This window comes from Rhizorhabdus wittichii (assembly GCF_017607425.1).
Lineage (GTDB): Bacteria > Pseudomonadota > Alphaproteobacteria > Sphingomonadales > Sphingomonadaceae > Rhizorhabdus > Rhizorhabdus wittichii.
Genome location: NZ_CP059319.1, coordinates 3652759 through 3673492 on the forward strand (window position 1 = coordinate 3652759; position 20734 = coordinate 3673492).

Annotated in this window: 22 protein-coding genes; 17 read left to right on the forward strand and 5 right to left on the reverse strand. The window is 61.1% G+C overall.

All coding sequences use genetic code 11. The features are described from left to right. Window positions 1–18: 18 nt before the first annotated feature. The 5 genes from HRJ34_RS17455 (at window position 19) to HRJ34_RS17475 (ending at window position 4568) form a co-directional block, all read left to right on the forward strand. Window positions 19–1388 (forward strand): IS3 family transposase gene (locus HRJ34_RS17455; RefSeq protein WP_150289884.1). Its coding sequence is split into 2 segments (ribosomal slippage): window positions 19–373 and window positions 373–1388, totalling 1371 coding nucleotides; the frame shifts between segments, so codons are not numbered across the junction. Between the two features lie 120 nt (window positions 1389–1508). Next, window positions 1509–2015, forward strand: a complete 507-nt coding sequence (locus tag HRJ34_RS17460; RefSeq protein WP_208631972.1) for a TonB-dependent receptor domain-containing protein — start codon at window positions 1509–1511, stop codon at window positions 2013–2015. A 3-nt stretch (window positions 2016–2018) separates the two neighbouring features. Beyond that, on the forward strand, window positions 2019–3332 hold the full coding sequence (locus tag HRJ34_RS17465) for an MmgE/PrpD family protein (protein ID WP_208631973.1): 1314 nt from the start codon (window positions 2019–2021) through the stop codon (window positions 3330–3332). A 16-nt stretch (window positions 3333–3348) separates the two neighbouring features. After that, window positions 3349–4227 (forward strand): fumarylacetoacetate hydrolase family protein, encoded by an 879-nt coding sequence (locus tag HRJ34_RS17470; protein WP_208631974.1) that lies wholly within the window; start codon window positions 3349–3351, stop codon window positions 4225–4227. 98 nt (window positions 4228–4325) lie between these two features. Continuing rightward, window positions 4326–4568, forward strand: a complete 243-nt coding sequence (locus HRJ34_RS17475) for a hypothetical protein (protein ID WP_208631975.1) — start codon at window positions 4326–4328, stop codon at window positions 4566–4568. Between the two features lie 99 nt (window positions 4569–4667). Here the strand turns inward: HRJ34_RS17475 and HRJ34_RS17480 are convergent. After that, window positions 4668–6037 (reverse strand): IS3 family transposase gene (locus HRJ34_RS17480; protein WP_150289884.1). Its coding sequence is split into 2 segments (ribosomal slippage): window positions 4668–5683 and window positions 5683–6037, totalling 1371 coding nucleotides; the frame shifts between segments, so codons are not numbered across the junction. A gap of 346 nt (window positions 6038–6383) precedes the next feature. On the opposite strand from HRJ34_RS17480, the gene HRJ34_RS17485 reads away from it, so the two are divergent. From HRJ34_RS17485 to HRJ34_RS17510, 6 genes are all read left to right on the forward strand, one after another. Next, on the forward strand, window positions 6384–6860 hold the full coding sequence (locus HRJ34_RS17485) for a DUF3489 domain-containing protein (protein WP_047169676.1): 477 nt from the start codon (window positions 6384–6386) through the stop codon (window positions 6858–6860). A 2-nt stretch (window positions 6861–6862) separates the two neighbouring features. Further along, the gene (locus tag HRJ34_RS17490; protein ID WP_208631976.1) at window positions 6863–7279 is read left to right on the forward strand and encodes a DUF2924 domain-containing protein; all 417 of its coding nucleotides are present in this window, start codon (window positions 6863–6865) and stop codon (window positions 7277–7279) included. Further along, window positions 7272–8957 carry a recombinase family protein gene (locus tag HRJ34_RS17495; RefSeq protein WP_047169674.1) on the forward strand — a complete coding sequence of 562 codons (1686 nt, stop codon included), beginning with the start codon at window positions 7272–7274 and terminating at the stop codon, window positions 8955–8957. The genes HRJ34_RS17490 and HRJ34_RS17495 overlap by 8 nt, the downstream gene beginning before the upstream one ends. Window positions 8958–9657: 700 nt before the next feature. After that, window positions 9658–10965 (forward strand): site-specific DNA-methyltransferase, encoded by a 1308-nt coding sequence (locus HRJ34_RS17500; protein ID WP_208631977.1) that lies wholly within the window; start codon window positions 9658–9660, stop codon window positions 10963–10965. Continuing rightward, a complete protein-coding gene (locus HRJ34_RS17505; RefSeq protein ID WP_208631978.1) occupies window positions 10962–11351 on the forward strand; it encodes a DUF5681 domain-containing protein in 390 nt (129 codons plus the stop codon). The genes HRJ34_RS17500 and HRJ34_RS17505 overlap by 4 nt, the downstream gene beginning before the upstream one ends. Further along, the gene (locus HRJ34_RS17510) at window positions 11348–12745 is read left to right on the forward strand and encodes a PBSX family phage terminase large subunit (RefSeq protein ID WP_208631979.1); all 1398 of its coding nucleotides are present in this window, start codon (window positions 11348–11350) and stop codon (window positions 12743–12745) included. Before HRJ34_RS17505 ends, HRJ34_RS17510 begins: the two co-directional genes overlap by 4 nt. Before the next feature lie 224 nt (window positions 12746–12969). On the opposite strand, the gene HRJ34_RS17515 is transcribed toward HRJ34_RS17510, so the two are convergent. Next, the gene (locus HRJ34_RS17515; protein ID WP_208631980.1) at window positions 12970–13413 is read right to left on the reverse strand and encodes a hypothetical protein; all 444 of its coding nucleotides are present in this window, start codon (window positions 13411–13413) and stop codon (window positions 12970–12972) included. Window positions 13414–13448: 35 nt separating this feature from the next. Continuing rightward, window positions 13449–14072, reverse strand: coding sequence for a hypothetical protein (locus HRJ34_RS17520; protein WP_208631981.1), 624 nt, complete (start codon window positions 14070–14072; stop codon window positions 13449–13451). A gap of 197 nt (window positions 14073–14269) precedes the next feature. On the opposite strand from HRJ34_RS17520, the gene HRJ34_RS17525 reads away from it, so the two are divergent. From HRJ34_RS17525 to HRJ34_RS17540, 4 genes are all read left to right on the forward strand, one after another. Then, the gene (locus HRJ34_RS17525; protein ID WP_208631982.1) at window positions 14270–15433 is read left to right on the forward strand and encodes an IS110 family RNA-guided transposase; all 1164 of its coding nucleotides are present in this window, start codon (window positions 14270–14272) and stop codon (window positions 15431–15433) included. A gap of 440 nt (window positions 15434–15873) precedes the next feature. Further along, a complete protein-coding gene (locus HRJ34_RS17530) occupies window positions 15874–16995 on the forward strand; it encodes an IS110 family RNA-guided transposase (RefSeq protein ID WP_208631983.1) in 1122 nt (373 codons plus the stop codon). 567 nt (window positions 16996–17562) lie between these two features. Then, complete coding sequence (locus tag HRJ34_RS17535) at window positions 17563–17976, forward strand: HIRAN domain-containing protein (RefSeq protein ID WP_208631984.1); 414 nt, start codon at window positions 17563–17565, stop codon at window positions 17974–17976. 133 nt (window positions 17977–18109) lie between these two features. Then, complete coding sequence (locus HRJ34_RS17540) at window positions 18110–18301, forward strand: hypothetical protein (RefSeq protein ID WP_208631985.1); 192 nt, start codon at window positions 18110–18112, stop codon at window positions 18299–18301. A 5-nt stretch (window positions 18302–18306) separates the two neighbouring features. Here HRJ34_RS17540 and HRJ34_RS17545 read toward each other — a convergent pair whose 3' ends face one another. Beyond that, window positions 18307–18504: a DUF6961 family protein gene (locus tag HRJ34_RS17545; protein ID WP_208631986.1), complete on the reverse strand. Its 198-nt coding sequence runs from the start codon at window positions 18502–18504 to the stop codon at window positions 18307–18309. A 47-nt stretch (window positions 18505–18551) separates the two neighbouring features. Between HRJ34_RS17545 and HRJ34_RS17550 the strand changes: the two genes are divergently transcribed. Beyond that, entirely contained in the window at window positions 18552–18920 is a 369-nt protein-coding gene (locus HRJ34_RS17550; RefSeq protein ID WP_208631987.1) for a DUF2513 domain-containing protein, read from the forward strand. A 1-nt stretch (window position 18921) separates the two neighbouring features. Next, complete coding sequence (locus tag HRJ34_RS17555; RefSeq protein ID WP_208631988.1) at window positions 18922–20547, forward strand: recombinase family protein; 1626 nt, start codon at window positions 18922–18924, stop codon at window positions 20545–20547. Here HRJ34_RS17555 and HRJ34_RS17560 read toward each other — a convergent pair. Continuing rightward, window positions 20465–20710, reverse strand: a complete 246-nt coding sequence (locus tag HRJ34_RS17560; RefSeq protein WP_208631989.1) for an accessory factor UbiK family protein — start codon at window positions 20708–20710, stop codon at window positions 20465–20467. The two genes, HRJ34_RS17555 and HRJ34_RS17560, sit on opposite strands and share 83 nt — an antisense overlap. Window positions 20711–20734: the final 24 nt, after the last annotated feature.

A 20734-nucleotide genomic window follows, 5' to 3' on the forward strand; every position in this document is an offset into this window, starting at 1 on the left:
AGTGACGAAGGAACGAAGATGAAGCCCAAATCCTCAAGCGTAAAATCGGCCCGCAAACCCAAGGCGTCGGCCGAACAGGTGGTGAAGGATATCCGGCGCGCGACACGCCGGCATTTCTCGGCGGAGGACAAGATCCGCGTGGTTCTGGAGGGCTTGCGCGGCGATGACAGCATCGCGGAGCTGTGCCGCAAGGAGGGCATTGCCCAGGGCTTGTATTATACTTGGTCAAAGGAGTTCATGGAGGCCGGGAAGCGTCGGCTGGCGGGCGACACCGCCCGTGCCGCGACGAGCGGCGAGGTACAGGATCTGCGCCGTGAGGCGCGTGCCCTGAAGGAGGCCGTCGCCGACCTCACGCTCGAAAACCGGCTGCTGAAAAAAAGCATGATCGCGGATGGGGGAGACCCCGAATGAGGTATCCGGGATCCGAGAAGCTGGAGATCATCCGCATCGTCGAGCAGTCGCACCTGCCGGCGAAGCGGACCCTCGACCAGTTGGGCGTCGCGCGGCGGACCTTCTACCGATGGTATGATCGCTATCTCGAAGGCGGCCCCGAGGCGCTGGAGGATCGTCCTTCCGCGCCGAGCCGGGTCTGGAACCGCCTCCCCGGCGCCATTCAGGACCAGATCGTCGAGATGGCACTGGAGCAGTCCGATCTGTCGCCCCGCGAACTGGCGGTGCGCTTCACCGATGAGAAGGACTATTTCGTCTCGGAATCAACGGTCTACCGCCTGCTCAAGGCGCATGACCTGATCACCAGCCCGGCCTTCGTCGTGGTCAAGGCGGCCGACGAGTTCCATCGCAAGACCAGCCGCCCGAACGAGATGTGGCAGACCGATTTCACCTACTTCAAGATCATCGGCTGGGGATGGATGTACCTCTCCACCGTGCTCGACGATTTCTCGCGCTACATCATCGCCTGGAAGCTGTGCACCACGATGCGGGCCGAGGACGTGACCGACACGCTGCAACTCGCGCTCGAAGCCTCAGGCTGCGACCACGCCACCGTCAGGCACAAACCAAAGCTGCTCAGCGACAACGGACCGAGCTACATCGCCGGCGAACTCGCCGACTGGATCAAAGCCCATGACATGAGCCATGTTCGCGGCGCTCCGCTACATCCCCAGACCCAGGGCAAGATCGAGCGCTGGCACCAGACCCTGAAAAACCGCATCCTGCTGGAGCACTACTTCCTGCCTGGCGATCTCGAACGGCAGGTCGAGGCCTTCGTCGAGCATTATAACCATCGCCGCTATCACGAGAGCCTCGACAACGTGACACCGGCCGACGCCTATTTCGGCAGGGCCGCCGCCATTATCGAACGGAGGAAACGCATCAAGCGAAAGACCATCGAACAGCGACGCTTGCTTCACCGCAAGCTCGCCGCCTAAACATCAACCCCAGACGAGGCCCGATCTCCTCTTCTCTGCGCAACCATCTGCGCCAAATGTCCCGACGACGGACAGTTCAAGGGAATCCAAATCCGCGCTTTGAACAATTTGGGGGCCGTAGTGCTGATCAACGCCGCGAGCGCTAGGATCAAGGGGGTTGACGCGGACCTGTCCGTCGCGCCGTTCGCCGGCCTTCGGCTGAATGCGGCGCTGGCTTATCTGGACAGCAGATATGGCAGCTTCGCTGGTGTGCCCTATTTCGCGGTGGCCGCAACCGGACTGACGCAGACCTTCCAGGATGCCTCGGGCAACCGCGGCATCCTCAGTCCCAAATGGGTCGCGACGCTGAGCGCGGATTACAAGATCGGTCTGGTGAATCTCTTTGTCACGGATGTCTACAATAGCGGCGTTTTCTTCGATCCCCAGAACCGCGTGTCGTCCGGTAGCTACAATCTGGTCAATGCCGGCGTGACCTACGAGCTTCGCGACGGACTCGACCTGCGCATCTATGGCAAGAACATATTCGACAAGCGCTATTACGCCTCGGTCGCGTCGTCGACCTTGGGCGACGAATATTATCCCGGCGCTCCGCGGACCTATGGCGTGGAGCTTCGATACAGGTTCTGATCGGTGACGACCGTCATACAGACGCTGGCTGCTCGCGCCGCTGCCGTCGGATCCGCCGACCTTCCTCCGCGCGCGCTGGACCAGGCTAAGGCATGTCTCATCTTCGGCCTGACCATGGCGTGTGCGGGGAATAGCGACGAGCCTGTATGGCAGACATTGCCGGCAGGGGCGGAGCACGGTTTGCTGGCAACCGGCAGTGGGCGTTCCGTCGCCGAGGTCGCCGCTGCCAATGCCGTGCTGTTCGCATCGCGCGGGCAGAACGATTCTCATCGCGGTTTGTCCGGCCATGTCGGATGTGTCGCGCTGCCGGCCCTTCTGGCTGTCGCCGAGGCGGAGAGCCGGACCGGTGCAGCGCTGGTCCGGGGGATCATTGCTGCATATGAGATCGCGGCGACGGCGGCCGAGGGCTTTGCCGATACTCTTCGCGGCAAGGGTCTGAGGACGACGTCATGGTTTGGACCGGCGGCTTCGGCCGCCGGTATCGCCGTGCTCCGTGGCCAGCCCGTGGAAACGATCGCACATGCGATCGCACTCGGGTTTGATGCCGGCTCCGGTTCCATACAATGCTGGGTGGAAGGTAGCGACGACTGGCGCTGGCAGGCGGGCCGCAGCGCCGCGGCAGGGATCGTCGCGGCGGATCTGGCCGCCGCTGGCTCCACGGGCTCTGCCTCCATTCTCGATGGGGCAAAGGGTCTTTACAAGGCTTTCGACGCGAAGCCCCGGCCGTTCGATACCCGCCCCGCTTGGCTCATCACCGAAACCGAGCTCAAGCCTTTCCCTGGCTGCTTCATCAACCAGCTGCCGGTAGCGGCGCTTGCCGCGCTCATGGCCGAGGCAAGTGCCACCGCAGCCGATGTCGAGCGGCTAACCGTAACGATGAATATGCATGATAGCACCTATCCGGGCGTGAGCGATCATGGTCCGTTCGCGAGCGAGGGAGCGGCGGTCATGAGTGCGCCGTTCATGTTGGCCGGCACGCTTCGCGATGGCCAACCTGAGGTGCGCCATTTTCGCGAGGAATATAACGTGGGTGCTCTCCATGATCTGAGCGCGTCGATCCGGATCCACGGCTCTTCGTCGGTCGAACCCTATAGCGCGACGTTGAGTCTCGAGCTGAAGGATGGTCGCCTGCTCCACGGCGCGACAAAGCCCGATGAGTTTCGTGGGTTGAGCTTCGACCGCGCGACCGCCCTGATAGCTCCTGTCGTTCGGGCTTGGCCCTGGCCTGATCGGACAACGCGGTTCCGGCACCTGCGTGCGGCCGTCGCAGCCCTGCCCGGTGGCGATGGAGCGCGACTGCTCTGCTCGTGTCGATAGCTAGTGGAAGAAGACAGTGAAATTCGCGACCTACCGCCATGCCGGAAACACAGTCTTCGGCCTCGTCACCGGAAATTGTGTCTGCGGCCTTTCATGTGCCCTGCCCGATGTGCGCGATCTTCGGGATCTGATCGAGAAGGCGGAGGGAGATGTGGCGCGATATCTCGCAATACGCGACGTAAGGGCGGACGCGCCGATAGCTCTAGCCGACGTCGAACTGCTGGCGCCCATCCTGCGACCGTCCAAATTCCTCGGACTCGGCGGCAATTACCGCGAACATCGCGTCGAGAGCGAAGCGGCACGGTCAACCGGCGATCACCAGATCTGGTTCAACAAGCAGACGAGCTGCGTGACCGGCCCCAATCATCCCATCCTGAAGCCCGCGGGCTCCGACGAGCTCGATTATGAAGGCGAGCTGGGAGTGGTGATCGGCAAGCGGTGCCGAAATGTGAAGGCTGCCGATGCCGCGGAATTCATCTTCGGCTTCCTGGTCTGCAACGACATATCAGTTCGCGACTGGCAGGCCCGGTCGCCTACCCACACGCTGGGCAAGTCCTTCGATACCCACGGGCCCATCGGTCCTTGGATCACGACGGCCGACGAGGTCGACATAGGCGACCTGAGCTTGCGCACTTTCGTGAACGGATCGCTCAGACAGAAAGCTCGCACCTCGGACATGATCTTCAGCGTCGGCGAAATGATCGAGGAGCTTTCGTCCGCCTTTACGTTGGAGCCGGGCGACATCTTGGCTACCGGCACACCGTCCGGCGTCGGAAAATACATGATACCGGCCGGTTATTTGAATATAGGCGATATAGTGCGCGTTGAGATTGAAACACTTGGTTTCATTGAAAACACAGTGACAGTGGATGGGAGCAACCCATCCACAATATGACATCGTAGGCGCAGCTTGAGGTCATTCGCCGCGCTCAACAGAAGGCTGAATGGGAAGAGCAGGCACGTCATCGGCGACTGGCCGAGGCGCAGGCAAGAGTGGATGGTTATCGGGCGCAGTTTCTCAATCGTCAGGGGGAGCGTCTCGTGGAATTGGAGAGGATCGATCGCCTGCTGACGTATTGGAAACGGCAAGGCGTTACGACCGAACTTGAAGCTTATCTGGCGGGGGTTCGAGATTATCGCGAGGATCTCGAGCCAGCGGTGATCGCCGAGAAGATCGCGCGGCTTCGGCTGATGGAAGACGATATCCACCTCTATAGTTCAAATTGGCTCGATTAGCGTTCGCACGATGCTGGCCTCAGAGTGTCCGTCGTCGGGACATTTGGCGCAGATGGTTGCGCAGAGAAGAGGAGATCGGGCCTCGTCTGGGGTTGATGTTTAGGCGGCGAGCTTGCGGTGAAGCAAGCGTCGCTGTTCGATGGTCTTTCGCTTGATGCGTTTCCTCCGTTCGATAATGGCGGCGGCCCTGCCGAAATAGGCGTCGGCCGGTGTCACGTTGTCGAGGCTCTCGTGATAGCGGCGATGGTTATAATGCTCGACGAAGGCCTCGACCTGCCGTTCGAGATCGCCAGGCAGGAAGTAGTGCTCCAGCAGGATGCGGTTTTTCAGGGTCTGGTGCCAGCGCTCGATCTTGCCCTGGGTCTGGGGATGTAGCGGAGCGCCGCGAACATGGCTCATGTCATGGGCTTTGATCCAGTCGGCGAGTTCGCCGGCGATGTAGCTCGGTCCGTTGTCGCTGAGCAGCTTTGGTTTGTGCCTGACGGTGGCGTGGTCGCAGCCTGAGGCTTCGAGCGCGAGTTGCAGCGTGTCGGTCACGTCCTCGGCCCGCATCGTGGTGCACAGCTTCCAGGCGATGATGTAGCGCGAGAAATCGTCGAGCACGGTGGAGAGGTACATCCATCCCCAGCCGATGATCTTGAAGTAGGTGAAATCGGTCTGCCACATCTCGTTCGGGCGGCTGGTCTTGCGATGGAACTCGTCGGCCGCCTTGACCACGACGAAGGCCGGGCTGGTGATCAGGTCATGCGCCTTGAGCAGGCGGTAGACCGTTGATTCCGAGACGAAATAGTCCTTCTCATCGGTGAAGCGCACCGCCAGTTCGCGGGGCGACAGATCGGACTGCTCCAGTGCCATCTCGACGATCTGGTCCTGAATGGCGCCGGGGAGGCGGTTCCAGACCCGGCTCGGCGCGGAAGGACGATCCTCCAGCGCCTCGGGGCCGCCTTCGAGATAGCGATCATACCATCGGTAGAAGGTCCGCCGCGCGACGCCCAACTGGTCGAGGGTCCGCTTCGCCGGCAGGTGCGACTGCTCGACGATGCGGATGATCTCCAGCTTCTCGGATCCCGGATACCTCATTCGGGGTCTCCCCCATCCGCGATCATGCTTTTTTTCAGCAGCCGGTTTTCGAGCGTGAGGTCGGCGACGGCCTCCTTCAGGGCACGCGCCTCACGGCGCAGATCCTGTACCTCGCCGCTCGTCGCGGCACGGGCGGTGTCGCCCGCCAGCCGACGCTTCCCGGCCTCCATGAACTCCTTTGACCAAGTATAATACAAGCCCTGGGCAATGCCCTCCTTGCGGCACAGCTCCGCGATGCTGTCATCGCCGCGCAAGCCCTCCAGAACCACGCGGATCTTGTCCTCCGCCGAGAAATGCCGGCGTGTCGCGCGCCGGATATCCTTCACCACCTGTTCGGCCGACGCCTTGGGTTTGCGGGCCGATTTTACGCTTGAGGATTTGGGCTTCATCTTCGTTCCTTCGTCACTACGACGAAGCCCAAATCCTCCTTACATCACAACCTCAAATCTGTGCCATTGGCGCTGACGGCGGACAAGAGCCTCCAAATGTCTGCTTCTCAAGATTTCAGCCTAGGAGCAGACAGTCTCTAACCGGCCCAATTCCAGCCATTAAGTTCAAAATGGAGGAAAAGGTCGTTCGCCACCGCCACAATTTGCTCGACTTCCGTCGCCGGCAGAGCGTTGGTGTCGTCACTGAATCGCGGCCCTGGATATTGGCCGCCGCCCTGATCGGTCTGACCGGCGGGGCTGTGGGTGGTGGGAACGACATGACGTCGCTCCCTAAAGGAGACCATCCATGGCCAAGTTCAAGCTTACTGACATCCACAAGCTCATCCTGTCCGCCGCCGCAACGCGACCTGACGGTAATTTGCTGCCGCCACCGGAAGGACTTGGCGAGCTGAGTGAGATGCTCCGCACCTCCTATGGCGAGTTGCTCCAACACAAGTTCGCGATGGAGGTCGAAACCGGCGATCAGACTCAGGTCTGGCGAATCGGAGAAGGCAAGACCTTCGGTCTCATCATTACCGACAAAGGCAAAGCAGCCGCAGGCGAGGTGCAGCCTCCGACCGCAAAACCGGTGAAGAAAATCGATATGGTGCTGGACATGCTCCGCCGGGAGCAGGGAGCGACGCTGGCTGAACTCATCGATGCGACGGGTTGGTTGCCGCACACGACACGCGCGGCTCTGACCGGCCTGCGCAAGAAAGGCCATATCCTCGAAAAGGCGACCCGTGACGGCGCGACCTGTTACGCCACCATGGCTGTCGCCTGACCATGTCGAAAACCGACAAGCAGCTGACTGCGCTGACGACCATGTCGTCGGCGCAGCTCCGCGAGGAATGGCTGAGGGCGGGCGCAGCCGAACCGCCCTCGGTGTCCGATGCTCTGCTGAAACGCCTGCTCGCCCATCGCCTGCAGGAACGGCGCCATGGCGGCTTGCCGGCAGCGGTTCTGCGCGAGCTACAACGCGCGTCATCAAAGGAGGCCGAGACCATCAAACCAACCGCGGAAGTTCGGCCCGGCACTCGCTTCGTACGTGAGTGGAACAGCCAGATCATTTCGGTCGAGGCCCTTGAGAAAGGCTTTCTCTGGAACGACCGGCACTATCCCTCCCTCTCCGCCATCGCGCGAGAAGTCACAGGCGCGCACTGGTCCGGCCCTCGCTTCTTCGGAGTAGCTAGCCGTGGCTGACGATCGACGCGGCACTAAGCTTCGCTGCGCGGTCTACACCCGCAAATCGACCGAGGACGGCCTCGAACAGGAATATAACAGCCTCGACGCCCAGTTTGACGCCTGCTCCGCTTATATCCTGAGCCAGCGCCATGAGGGCTGGACGCTGGCGCCGGATCGCTATGACGATGGCGGCTTTTCAGGCGGCAATATGGAGCGGCCAGGTCTCAAGCGGCTGCTGGCCGATGTCGCCGGCGGCAAGGTCGATGTCATCGTTCTCTACAAGATCGACCGGCTGACCCGCAGTCTCGCCGACTTCGCCAAGATCGTCGAGATTCTCGATGCGGCAGGCGCCAGCTTCGTTTCAGTCACCCAGGCGTTCAACACCACGACGAGCATGGGCCGGCTCATGCTCAACGTGCTGCTGTCCTTTGCCCAGTTCGAACGCGAGGTCACCGGCGAGCGCATCCGCGACAAGATCGCCGCTTCGAAGAAGAAAGGCCTCTGGATGGGAGGCCCTGTGCCGCTCGGCTATATCGTCCAGGATCGCAAGCTCGTCGTTCACGAGGAAGAGGCCGAGACGGTCCGTCACATCATGCGACGCTATCTCGATCTCGGCTCGGTCAGGGAACTGGTCGAAGAGCTGGATCGGGACGGCTATCGTACCAAGGTCCAGCGGCAAACCAGCGGCCCCCATAGAGGGGGCTGTGTCTTCCGGCGAGGAACGCTCTACCACCTTCTGTCCAACCGCATCTATCTCGGGGAGATCGTTCACAAGGGCGTCGCCTATCCGGGCGACCATAACCCCATCGTCCCGGTCGAGCTCTGGCAGCAGGTTCAGGACAAGATCGCGGCAGGAGCCAATGGCGGCGCCCGCCGACTCCGCGCCCAGCATTCGAGTTTGCTGATCGGTCTTCTTCACGATGGGGCTGACCGGCCAATGAGTCCCAGCCATGCGAACAAGGGCTCGCAGCGCTATCGCTATTACATCACGCGGGCAGACGCTCTCGATGGCGGACCGGCATGGCGCGTGTCCGCGCATGACATCGAGGCATTGGTTTGCCGCCGTCTCGCCGAGTTTCTGAAGGACAGCTCCGGGCTGAGCGCCCTGCTGGCTCCAGAGCATGACGCGAGCACACTTCACCGAAGCTTGAGCAAGGCCGACATAGCCGCCGCCTATCTGCTTGGCCCATCATCCTCGGAGAAGGGCAGACTGATCGATGCCCTCGTTCGGCGGATCACATTGCAACCGGATCGAATCGAGATCGAGCTGGATCGGAATGGCCTCGCAGCGCAGCTGGCCACCAGCCTCGCTGATGGAGAAGCCATTCTCATTTCCACTGAAGCAGTGCGCGTCCGTCGCGGCCATCAGATCCGATTGATTATTCCCGCGCCCGCCACAGCCACAATGCAGGAGCGCAGACGCGATCCGAAGCTGCTCGCATTGATGGGCGAGGCCATTGCGGCGCGTGAACTGTTGCTCGCATCGGGAACCAAATCGCTGCTTCAGATCGCAACCGAAGCCGGCCGCTGCCGCAAGCGGCTGGGACGATTGCTGGCGATCAGCTGCCTGGCCCCCGATATCGTCACCGCCATCGTCGAGGGACGCCAGCCATCCAGCCTCACGGCAAAGTCCCTGCTGGCGACCGATCTTCCACTCGCCTGGCACAGCCAGCGCGGTCTGCTCGGCATCGCCTGAACCACCGCTGAGGTCAGAATTTAGGCCGCCTGAGACGCGGCCCTTTTCTTTCGCCATGATGCCGCAGCTCAGCGCGTCTCTCGACCTCAACGCTGTTCGCCACGTCCCTAGAACCCCGCGGAACTGCGCGCGAATGGAGAGCTCCGCCGAAGCGGAAACTCTTTGACTCAGCGATTTCAGACTGGGTGGTGCGCCTTACAGTCCCGTGAGAACCGCTCTCTGCCGTCCTGTTCCCGTATGAACGGGAATTTTTACGGGAAAGCTCGCTGAGTGTGAGCAATCCGGGGTTCCCTCGGCACCCGGACGCCCGAAAATGCGGGCCTTCAACACAGAATTCCCGTTTCAAATCGAACGGGAAAATAGAAGCCAGGAACGGGAAGCGTGTTGGCAATGACGCGATATCGTCCGCACCGTACCGGGTAAGCGGCCATAGCGTTGCCAGTTTGCCGGTGAATATCGGTCAGCAGACCGAGTAGCGATTCGCGTCGAAGGCGGACATTCAGGCTATTTATTTCGCAACGTGCGAAATGAGGAAAAGGCCCCTATTTCGCACGTTTCGAGATGCTGGAAGAGGCGATTCCGCCTAAGTCTTTGAAATCACGTCCCATGGGTCCGCCCGCCACAGGATTTGACCTTTCAGGCTTAACGCTCATTTTCTGCTACAGTAAATGGGACTCCCTTTTTGACATGGGAGTATCCTTTGACCGCCCTCGAGATCATCTACCGCCCGCCGACGTCGCTATCGGCCCATAGTCGCAATGCCCGCCGGCATAGCGCTCGCCAGATCAGCCAGCTCAAGGCATCGATCAAATCCTTCGGCTTCAACGTGCCGGTCATCATCAATCCGGAGAGTGAAATTCTCGCCGGCCATGGCCGGGTGCAGGCCGCTACCGAGCTCAAGCTGTCGCAGATCCCGACCGTCACCGTCAGCCATATGACCCCGATGCAGGCGCGCGCTTTCATGCTGGCTGACAATCAGCTCGGGGATCTGTCCACGTGGGACAGCGTGCTCCTGGCCGACGAGCTGGAGGAACTGGCGGCCGCCGACGAGGCGTTCGAGATCACCGACACCGGCTTCGAGCTGGCCCGGATCGATGTCCTCATCGAGGAAAAGCATAAGCCGAAGCCCGAGGTCGATATTGCCGACACTCCCGTCGATCCCGCCACGGTCGAGCGGGTCTCCCGCCTTGGCGATCTCTGGCTGCTCGGCCGTCACCGGCTCTTCGTCGGTAGCGCGCTGGATCCGCTCAGCTATCAGGTGCTCCTCGGCAGCGAACGCGCCCAGATGATTTTTGCGGACGCGCCGTTCAATGTTCGCATCAAGGGCAACGTCTCCGGCCTCGGCAAAGCGAAACATGACGAGTTCGTCATGGGCTCGGGCGAGATGAGTGACGACGAGTTCCGTAACTTCCTGCGGACGGTCTTCGAGAATCTGGTCGCCTTTAGCACCGATGGTTCGATCCACTTCCAGTGCATCGACTGGCGCGGCGTCGGCATCATGCTCAATGCCGGCGAAGTCTACACCGAGGTAAAAAATATCATCTGTTGGGTGAAGGCCCAGGGTGGGATGGGCTCACTGTATCGCTCGCAGCACGAGCTGGTCGTGGTCTTCAAGTCCGGGACTGCCCCCCACATCAATAATATCGAACTCGGCAAACATGGTCGTAACCGGACCAATGTCTGGACGATGGCCGGCATGAACAGCTTCGGGAAGGGCCGGGCCGAGAAGCTCGCCATGCACCCTACGGTCAAACCGGTCGCGCTCGTCGCCGAGGCGATCCTCGACTGCTCGACCCGGGGCGGCCTCGTGCTCGACGTCTTCTCGGGAAGCGGCACCACGATCATTGCCGCCGAGCGCACCGGTCGCACCGCGGCCGTCATGGAACTCGATCCGAAATATGCGGACGTGACGCTCCGCCGCTTCTGTGACGTGACGGGCATCGAACCCGTCAACGCCTGGACGGGCCGTATCGTCAAGCGCCGGTCGAACAGCGGAGACGCTCAATGAGCAAGGACTATGAGGTCGGCTATGGCAAGCCGCCGCGCAAGCATCAGTTCAAGCCCGGCAATCAGGCCGCCAGGGGAAAGAAAAAGGAACGTTCCCAGACGCTCTCCATTCCCGAAATCCTGCACGAAGCTCTCAACCGCCGCCGCAAGATCAAGCGAGGTGATCAGATCGTTTCGATGAAAGCGGGCGAGATCATGATCGAGCGCCTCGTCCAGATGATGGTGACCGGTTCGTCGCGGGATCTCACCTCGATACTTGGCATGATCGAAAAACATGCGCCGCGGCTCCTCGAGCAGCAGGCGATGCAGATGATGATCACCTACCAAAAGGCCGACGGATCGAGGATCGCGCCGCCGCCGGACGATCTGTGGGGGACTGAGAAATGATCGAAGTCGATTTGCCCGAATGGGCGCAGTGGCTCGACGTCCCTCTCGCTCCCGATCGCTCGTCCGTTCGTCATCGCGTGCTTTACGGCGGCCGGGCCGGGGGCAAGTCCTGGACGATCGCATATAAGCTCCTCGAACGTGCCCTGCGCAGGGCCGAGCGAATCCTGTGCACCCGCGAGTTTCAAAACTCGATCCGTGACAGCTCCAAGAAGCTGATCGAGGACTGGATTCACAGGCTGGGCCTTGGATACTTCTTCACCATCACCGAACGGGAGATCCGCGGTCAGAACGGATCGGTCTTCACCTTCATGGGGCTGCACGGCAAGGACAATGCCATCAGGTCGCTGGAGGGCTACACCCTGGTCTGGGTCGAAGAGGCGGCCAGCATCAGCCAGGCCTCGATCGAAGCACTCGTCCCGACGATCCGCCGCGATAAGTCGGAGATCTGGTGGAGCTACAATCCGCGCTATCGCAGCGATCCGGTCGACCAGCGGTTCCGCGGCGAAGGCGGGCCGCCTCCGGGGACGGTCATCCTGAATGTTGGTTGGCGTGATAATCCCAATTTTCCCGAGGTTCTCCGCCGCGACATGGAATATGACCGGGAGCGCGATCCGGAAAAATATGCGCATATCTGGAATGGCGACTATCTCGATCGAAGCGCGACCCGCGTATTCGATCGCTGGAGGGTGTCTCCTTTCGAAGCGCCGAGCGATGCGGTTCTCCGCTTTGGGGCCGATTGGGGGCACGCTGCCGATCCAACCGTGTTGGTCCGTTGCTTTATCGGTCGGTGGGCGGGCGAGCCTTTTGCCAGCGAGATCATTGCTGATCAGGATGGGAAATACCTCTTCGTCGACTGGGAAGCCTATATGATTGGCTGTCCGATCGACGAGCTACCGTCGCTGTTCGCCGGCTTCGACAATCGTGACCCCGAGCGCTGGGAAAACCCTCGCCGCCATCCGGGTATTCCTGGTGCCATTCGCCATCTGATCACAGCTGACAGCGCCCGATCCGATACTATCGAATATATGGCCCAGCGCGGCTTCCGGATACGCCCTGCGATCAAAGGACCCGGATCGGTAGAAGATGGCATTGATTTCCTGCGCAGTTACGAGATCGTCGTCCATCCGCGCTGCCGATATTTGGCTGACGAGCTGTTGATGTATAGCTGGAAGACTGACCGCCTGACCGGCGACATCCTGCCTAAGCTCGCCGACAGCCACAATCATGTCATCGACTCACTGCGCTATGCGTTGGAGGGAGCTCGCAAGGCCATACAAAGCAATTATGACTTTGCGAGCGCCGGCCCTCGCGTCTCGACCAATCTCCCCGGTTTCCAATTCGGCGGCCGAAATTGGAGCGCCGGCCCGCCCCTCCCCGGCCGACGCCGCTTCTAGCATAGTAGGTCAGCGATGATCGAAGACCCGACCGCGGACCAACGAGGCGGCATTTTGCTGCCTCGTTGGTCCGCCATTGGCGCAGAAAACGGTCCTCGGCGGGCTTGCCCAGTCGTCACGCCCCGCAAGGAAGCTCAGATCAGATGGTGTGCCTTCCGATCGATATGCATATTATCCGGACCAAGCACCGGCTCAATGATCAGCGATCGGCATGGGCACCGAAGCTACGGAATGCAGCACTCGTAGTTCACCTTGCTCTCATAAGTCTTGTCGATTCTCAGTATATCGACGGGGTCCGGTTCCGTATGAAGCGGACGATAGAGGCCTAACTTGACCGCCCAAGCAGAAGCCGACGCGTGCCGTTTCATATCCTCGAGAGAAGGCAGCCTTCCGTTCTTCATCGGAAAAGCGCAGAAAGCCTTGGATCGGATAGGTGCACCATATTGGTTTGCCGCATCATATTCGATGGAAACCAGCATCACCTGACCGGCAGGATCAAGCCTCGCGACGTCTTTTGCAGATCCCGAAACCGATGACGTTGAAACCACTTTGAACGTCGCTGGAGTATCGATCTTTTCCCGCACGAAGGTTTCACAGGCCGTCACCTGCGGCTGCAGACTGCAGGCGTTGAGCGAGAGGCTGCATGTGGCCGCCGCGATCACGCCCATCCTGCGGATAGGCAACGGAGTGCCAACGCCCGCCCTCACTGTTCGATCCGATAGCGCATGCCCATGCCGTCGATCGACAGGATGGTCATCTTGACATGCCGGATCGCTACGCCCTGCGGAAAGCTTTTTCCCAGGGGGACCGACAGCTTTTCTTCGAAAGCTTGAGTGCGTCCACCTTTGGTAATCACTCGATATGTGATGTGCAGCGTATCAGATGTCGCGCCCGAATAGATATATTGGCTCTCAGAGATTGCATGTCGCGGATCAGGCACTTCGCGCTCTACATATGCGGTGGGTGCATCGAGCTTCCTGGATCCCAGCCGATCAAATTTCCCATCGCCATCATCGTCATTGACGCATCGACCAAAGCCCCCCTCGTAGACAAGGCAGGCCTTTACTCCCTTTGAGGAAGAGATCCGCGTCAATGGATATTCGGGGGGCAGCTCATCGTTACCGGCTCGAAGCGGCGCCAGCGATATTATCGCCTGTAAGGGATAATAGGCCGAGGTCACGAAGATCGGTGAACCAACTGTCGCTGTGGCTTCTTGCCAGGGCAGCGGGGTTGAGACGGTTTTGGGCTCAGCCGTTTCCGCGGCGCGGCTTTCCCCCGCCAACGCAATAGCGGTGGCGACGATCATCAATCCATGAAGCTTCATCATTACGTCCCCTGTTATCGGCGACGCCTTCAGCCTTGGCCTATATCGTCGCGCCTATGTCCTCTCGGGGCGACGGCCAAAGCCGGATGTTCGAAACCTGTGGAAACCGCAGGCGCATGCGCTTGTGGGTTAGCTGCTGCCCGGCGCTCGACGCGAGGATATCCTTTTTTGGCCAAATTTTGGCAGGGAAGGAATCGGTCATGTCGAAGAAGATTGTGGCACCGGCTTACGTAGCGGCGATCGAGCGGGCGGAGGCTGATCCGTCCGCGGCGCGGTTCTGGGTTGGTCTGGACGTCGGCTATAAGAGCAGCGCGGTTTGCGTCGTCGATTGCGACGGAGCGATTGTTCACCAGGTCTCGATGAAAAGCAGCGCGACCGAGATCGGACGCTATCTGCGTAAAAACTTCAAATCGCATGTCACCCTTATTGGCATCGAGAGCGGCGGCCTCACGCCGCATCTGACGACCAAGCTGCGCGCGCAGGGCTTCCAGGTCGTGGTGCTCGATGCGCGGCAGGTGCATCGCGTGTTGTCGGTCAAACGGAACAAGACCGACACGAACGATGCGCGCGGCATCGCCGAGATTACACGGACGGGTCGGGAATATCTGACCGAGGTCTACGTCAAATCGAACCTGTGCTTCGAGATCAGGGCCTATCTCACCATGCGCGACCGTCTCGTCAAACAGCGGCGGGAAACCGAAGCGATGATCCGCGGCCTGGTTCGGGTCTACGGCGGGCGGATCGAGAGCGGGACGGAAACCGCCGCCGGCTACCGTAGCCGCGCCATCGACCAGTTGTGCCTGATCGCCGACACCGAAGGCGTCGATCTGCGTCCACGGGTCCTGCCACTGCTCGATCTATGCGAAGGCTTTTACGTCGAGGCCAACCGTATCGAGCGCGAACTGGAACTGCTGGCCGCATCGAACCCGATCTGCAGGCGGTTCATGGAGATCCCCGGCGTGGGTACGATCACCGCCATGTCGTTTTACAGCGCAATCGAGGACCCGACGCGCTTCCGGCATGTTGATGACGTGGCCGCCTATCTGGGCCTGACCCCGCGCGTCTATCAATCGGGCGAGAGCCTGACACATGGCGGCATCAGCAAGATGGGCAATCAGCTGACCCGCACGCATCTGGTCGGCGCTGCGACCGTCATGCTGTCGAATACCAAATCGTTCAGCACGCTCAAGGACTGGGGCCTCAAGCTCAGCAAGCGGATCGGCTTCAACAAAGCGAAGGTCGCGCTCGCGCGTAAGCTGGCGATTATCATGTTCAGCCTGTGGCGCGACGGCACCCACTTCATGGCCAAGGCGGCCGACGTGTCGGCGCACCGTGCGCTGATGCAGGGCCGGCTACCGGCTTAACCGCGCAGGCCACACCAGGTTCGCCCGCACAATAGCGGCGAAACAGTCCTCCCGGGAGGCGGAGGGATCGGAGACTTCGGGACTAAAGGTGAGGTGGCGACAACCTCGTTACGCTTGTTGAAGCTCCACCCTTTGCACGTGAATGCCCATACTGCGGCAGGCGATCGGCCCAACGGCCATGGCAAGCGCCGGACCGCGAAGAGACTGTTGCACTCCGGGATGGATGATGTGGACTTGCAATGATCGACGGAGAAGAAGATCATGACATAGCCTAATAAAGCCAGGATATCCTCTTCAGGAGGGCAGCAGCTAGAGACTTTACCGGCGAACCGGCTGGACAAATAGGGTCGTTGCGGTGGGGATGCGGCTGAAAGAGGCTGCCAGTTGCGAGGGTGCGATGCACGACTCGCCGAAGTCACCGCAGAAATCGGAGGCTCTCCATGGCGATGAAAGTCGAGCCGGCGGATGTGATCCGGCATGAAGCGCTTTTCAGTGTAGGTCTTGATGTCAGCCAGCGCAGCACGAGCATCTGCGTTGTGGATGAGCAGGGCCAGGTTGTTCTGGAAGGCCAAGCGAAGACCGACCCGTTCGAGATCGGTCGCTATTTGCAGAAGCGGCTCGACGGTCCGCTGAAGCTGGGAATGGAAACGGGGAGCCTGGCCGCATGGCTCTATCATGGTTTGCGCAAAATGGGCTTCGATGTGGTCTGCATGGATGCGGTGCATGCCCATCGGGCCTTGTCGCTGAAGCGGCACAAAACCGACCGCAACGATGCGCGTGGCCTGGCGGAACTGCTCCGCATGGGTTCCGACTGGATGAACATCGTCCATGTCAGGGAGCAGGCCAGCCAGGAATTGAGGGTGCAGCTTGCCGCCCGAGGTCGGCTGGTCAAGCAGCGTGTCGACCTCGAGAACGAGCTTTGCGGCCTGCTGAAGCCGTTTGGCTTTGTGGTGGCCCGCGGCAATGTCGGTGCAGAGACCTTCCGTGACAGGGTGGTCGATGCCCTGACGCATGCGCAGGACATAGGGATCCAGATCAAGGCTCTGCTGCTACCATTGCTTGACGTGCATCGGGTGCTCGCGCGGCATATCACCGATGCCGATGCACGGCTTGAGGCTATTGCGGCGACTGAGCCAATCTGCCGGAAGCTCATGACGATTCCGGGCGTAGGCCCCGTCACAGCGCTGGCGTTCCGTGCCGCGGTGGATGATCCATCGCGCTTCAAGACCGCCGCCGATGTGGGCGTGTATTTCGGTTTGACGCCGCGTCGGCAGCAATCCGGCGAGAAGGATCGCCACGGCCGCATCAGCAAGCGCGGCGATGTCGGCATGCGCCTGCATCTGGTGCAGGCCGCCACGGTCCTGCTCGTCAGCGTCAAGCGCTGGTCGACGTTGAAAGCCTGGGGCGTGAGGCTTGTGAATCGTATCGGCTTCAACAAGGCGAAGGTGGCCGTGGCCCGCAAGCTCGCCACCGTCATGTACAGGATCTGGCGTGACCAGAGCGTCTTTCGCTGGGGCAAGGCGACCATGGAACCTGCGGCTCCTGCCGCGGCGACCAGCTAATCGTCCGACACCAGCGGAACCTGGGCGGGCGGTCTGAACCCGCTCGGGCGTTACCTGCAGGAACGGCGGGGAGGCGACCTTGATGTACGCGTATTGTCAGACCGTCCAATGGGCGATCATGACGTTGTTGACATATGAAGGCGCCACTCGTGGAAGAACCCCAAACTGACGGCATCCGGCTCGCTCCTCCAGAAGAGGACCTAACCAACGGCCGGAACGACCTCGAAGAGAATAGCGAATCCTGTCAGCGAACGCGCACCATCAGGCAAAGGAGGGTCTGACTATGTGGCGATGAGCGATATCCCCTCTTGACCACCGCAACGAGAGAATACGCGCATGCCACCCGGCCGATAATCTCGACCGAGGTTCGCTGATTGGGGTTTCCACGCCCCACTCCCGAGTGTCGCGGGAGCCCGGGCAGATTGCTCGCTTCTGCGTGCGAAGCAAGTCGAATATGTGATCGGCCGCAGACCATGGCGAGGAACTTTCCACGGTCGGCCAGAGCCGATCACCTGTTACGCGGTGATTGCACCATACGTTCCTAGAATACATGATGAACACGTCGCTATGCCCCGCCAACTTTCCCTTGCCGTCAGAGGCGCCGATTTCGCTAACAATAAACCGAAGGCCCAAGGGAATGTCCCGCGGCGCTTCGAGATCGCAACGTGCCGTCCCGGTGAGCCGGTCGAACTCGTCCTTGAGCCCGACAATCCGCACGATCCGCAGGCCATCCTGATCCTGTCGGCCCGCGGCGTGCCGATCGGCTATGTCTCGGCCGAGCGCGCCCCTTTCATCGGTCGCCATATCAGGCAGGGCGACGAGGTCATCGCCATCTTCCAGCAAGCCACGCGAATAGGCGCCGTCATCCGCGTGTCGCTCGATGGCAGCGCGCCGATCCTGCCCGATGTCCGGGAACCGGACTCCTCCGCAGCCTCGGAGGACGATCATTATCATGTGGATCCGGTCTGGCCCGACGACTGAGGCCCGCCGGAACACCGATGCGAGTCCTTTAGATAAAGGCTTCCGTCATGCTCGTGCCAATTAACAATCCTTCACTTCTCTTGCGGTCGCAAAAGGCGCAACCTGCGTCGGCCGATCCATCAGGAGAAGGACGATGAAGGCTCTTTGTATTGCTGTTGCTACCGCGTTGATGTTCACGGCCGCGGCTCCGTCGGTCGCTGCCCCGTGCAAGGATGCCAAGGGCAAGTTCGTGAAGTGCCCGGAGAAGAAAGCCCAGCCGAAGCGCTGCAAGGACGCCAAGGGCAAGTTCGCCAAATGCGGAACGCCCGGCGCCAAGCCCGTCTAAAACCGTCAGTGCGTGATATCGCCGGGCTCGATATTTTCGAGCTCGGCGATCCGCTTGCCTATGCGGATCCAGGTTCGGCATCCCTCGTGATCACCAGCCTCAAGTAGCTCGTCGGCTCGTTGTGCGGCATGCAAACCGGCGGCATCGCCGTACCGATACAGGATCAAGTTGGCGCAGGCCCAAATCTCTCGATCCTCGATCATGGAAAAAATCTCTGTAAAAGTAGGATTTCATGTGAAATCTAGACTGGATGCGACGCGACTCGGACCTTATCCGCGCGATCCTTCTAGCCGTTGAAGCAGACGATCGCTGCGAAGTTCTTCGCCTCCCTCGGATCGAGGGGTTTTCCCCTGAAGCGGTACATTTCCATGTACATCTCCTCATTGAAAAGGGCCTTCTTCAGACCGCGCTCCCGGATCGTTCGGTTCGGCAGCCGTGGATGTGCCTGCGGCTGACCTGGGAAGGCTATGATTTCCTCGACCACATCCGCGACCCCGCCGTCTGGAGATCGGTGAAACGTGCGGCGCGCAAGGTCGGGAGTTGGTCGATCGAGACCCTCGCGGCTCTCGCCAAGGCTATGATCCTCGCAAAGGTGGAGGCGATGGGTCTGGCCGCCTGACGTGCTGCCGGGGGAGACCATGGTTGCTGCATCAAAGCCGGTTCGCGCGGCACAATATATCCGTATGTCGACCGACCAGCAGCGCTATTCGCTGTCGAACCAGGCGGCGGCGATCGAGACTTATGCGGCCTCCCATGGCTTCGAGATCGTCAGGACCTATGCCGATCCCGGCCGGAGCGGGCTGACCTTCGCCAGGCGCAAGGAATTGCAACAGCTCCTGTCTGACGTACTCGGCGGCGCCCCCGGCTTCGAGGCGGTGCTGGTCTATGACATCAGTCGCTGGGGCCGTTTCCAGGATACTGATGAGAGCGCCCATTATGAATGGCTCGTCCGCAATGCCGGCATTCCGATCCACTATTGCGCCGAGGCTTTCGAGAATGACGGGAGCCTGACCTCGGCGATCATGAAGAACCTCAAGCGGGTGATGGCCGGCGAATATAGCCGCGAACTGTCCCGCAAAGTCTGGTCCGCCCAGATACGGCAATTCGAGCTCGGATATCGGATGGGCGGGCGCACGCCTTATGGGCTCCGACGACTGCTCCTCGACGAGCGGGGGCGACCCAAGGCGATACTCCAGCCCGGCGAGGCGAAGAACCTGCGCTGGGAGAAGGTCGTCCTGGTGCAGGGGCCGCCGGAGGAACTGGCGCTGATCGGTCGCATCTATCGCCTCTCTGTCCGCGATGCCCTCTCCGATGCCCAGATTGCGGATCTGCTCAATCGCGAAGGGCATCTGGCGGTCAGAGGAAGGAAATGGACGAAGTTCCTGATCCGTCAGGTATTGACCTCAGAAATCTATATGGGAACGGCCCTGTTCAACCGCACCTCGCAGAGGCTCGGCCGCTCGCAACGCCGCAATCCGCGGGAAGAATGGGTACGCCTGCCAAACGCCCTCCCGCCGATCGTCAGCGCCCGGCGCTTCGCTGAAGCTCAGCGCGTTCGGGGCCATCGACGGATCCTGCGGCTCAGCGAGGCGGCCTTGCTGACGCCGCTTCGCCGTCTCCTCGAGGAGAAAGGACGGCTGTCGCTTCCCCTCATCGCCGCGGAACCCGACATGCCGAACCATGCCAGCTATCGGCGGCGATATGGCAGCCTGGACGCCGCCTATGCGGAGGTTGGCTATGTCCGTCCGGCACGGAAAGCGTGCCCCGTGCCTGCGGCCACCGTCGACCGAGCGGCAGCCTTCACGGTCCAGGTCGCTGGCAGCCTGATGCGCGCCGGCTGCAAGATCGGCGGCGATAGGGAGCGTGGGGTGCTCGTCGTCGATCGGGCTTGCTACATCGCCGTCGCGACCTCTCGCTTATGGTCGAGCGCTCGGGAGCGCTTCTGGGAAATCCGGACCGATCGGTGCGGAGAGGTGGATTTCCTGATCGCCTGCCTGTTGTCCGGGGACGATCGGACGGCGCTGGGATATTATCTCATCCCCGCCTCACGCTTTCCGCGATGCGGCGCGATCCGTATCCTCGAAGGCGGTCATCGTCTCGAGCGCTATCGCCTGGAAGATTTGACGACGCTCGCCGATGCCCTGCGCGAGCGTCGATCAGGCGCTACTTCGCCGCGCGTTCGAGTTCGGCGATCCGCGCCTTTAGCGCCTCGACCTCGTCCCGAGCCGCCGCCGCCATCGCTTTGACCGCTTCGAACTCCTCGCGGCTGACGAAATCGAGACCGCCGATCCATTCCCTAGACCGCTCCTTGAACGTCGCTTGTGCTTCGCGGCCAGCGCCAGCCAGGGTTCCGGCGGCGCCATTCAGTACCTTCACGAAGTCATCGAACAAGCGGTTTTCGGACTGCATATATCTTCCTGCTCTACGGGCCGT

Coding starts and splice junctions, on each gene's coding strand:
- HRJ34_RS17515 (WP_208631980.1), bottom strand. CDS start 13,413: ATGGGCGTGATCGCGGCGGCCACATGCAGCCTCTCGCTCAACGCCTGC.
- HRJ34_RS17520 (WP_208631981.1), bottom strand. CDS start 14,072: ATGATGAAGCTTCATGGATTGATGATCGTCGCCACCGCTATTGCGTTG.
- HRJ34_RS17550 (WP_208631987.1), top strand. CDS start 18,552: ATGCGACGCGACTCGGACCTTATCCGCGCGATCCTTCTAGCCGTTGAA.
- HRJ34_RS17540 (WP_208631985.1), top strand. CDS start 18,110: ATGAAGGCTCTTTGTATTGCTGTTGCTACCGCGTTGATGTTCACGGCC.
- HRJ34_RS17490 (WP_208631976.1), top strand. CDS start 6,863: ATGTCGAAAACCGACAAGCAGCTGACTGCGCTGACGACCATGTCGTCG.
- HRJ34_RS17530 (WP_208631983.1), top strand. CDS start 15,874: ATGGCGATGAAAGTCGAGCCGGCGGATGTGATCCGGCATGAAGCGCTT.
- HRJ34_RS17535 (WP_208631984.1), top strand. CDS start 17,563: ATGCCCCGCCAACTTTCCCTTGCCGTCAGAGGCGCCGATTTCGCTAAC.
- HRJ34_RS17525 (WP_208631982.1), top strand. CDS start 14,270: ATGTCGAAGAAGATTGTGGCACCGGCTTACGTAGCGGCGATCGAGCGG.
- HRJ34_RS17485 (WP_047169676.1), top strand. CDS start 6,384: ATGGCCAAGTTCAAGCTTACTGACATCCACAAGCTCATCCTGTCCGCC.
- HRJ34_RS17545 (WP_208631986.1), bottom strand. CDS start 18,504: ATGATCGAGGATCGAGAGATTTGGGCCTGCGCCAACTTGATCCTGTAT.
- HRJ34_RS17560 (WP_208631989.1), bottom strand. CDS start 20,710: ATGCAGTCCGAAAACCGCTTGTTCGATGACTTCGTGAAGGTACTGAAT.
- HRJ34_RS17510 (WP_208631979.1), top strand. CDS start 11,348: ATGATCGAAGTCGATTTGCCCGAATGGGCGCAGTGGCTCGACGTCCCT.
- HRJ34_RS17505 (WP_208631978.1), top strand. CDS start 10,962: ATGAGCAAGGACTATGAGGTCGGCTATGGCAAGCCGCCGCGCAAGCAT.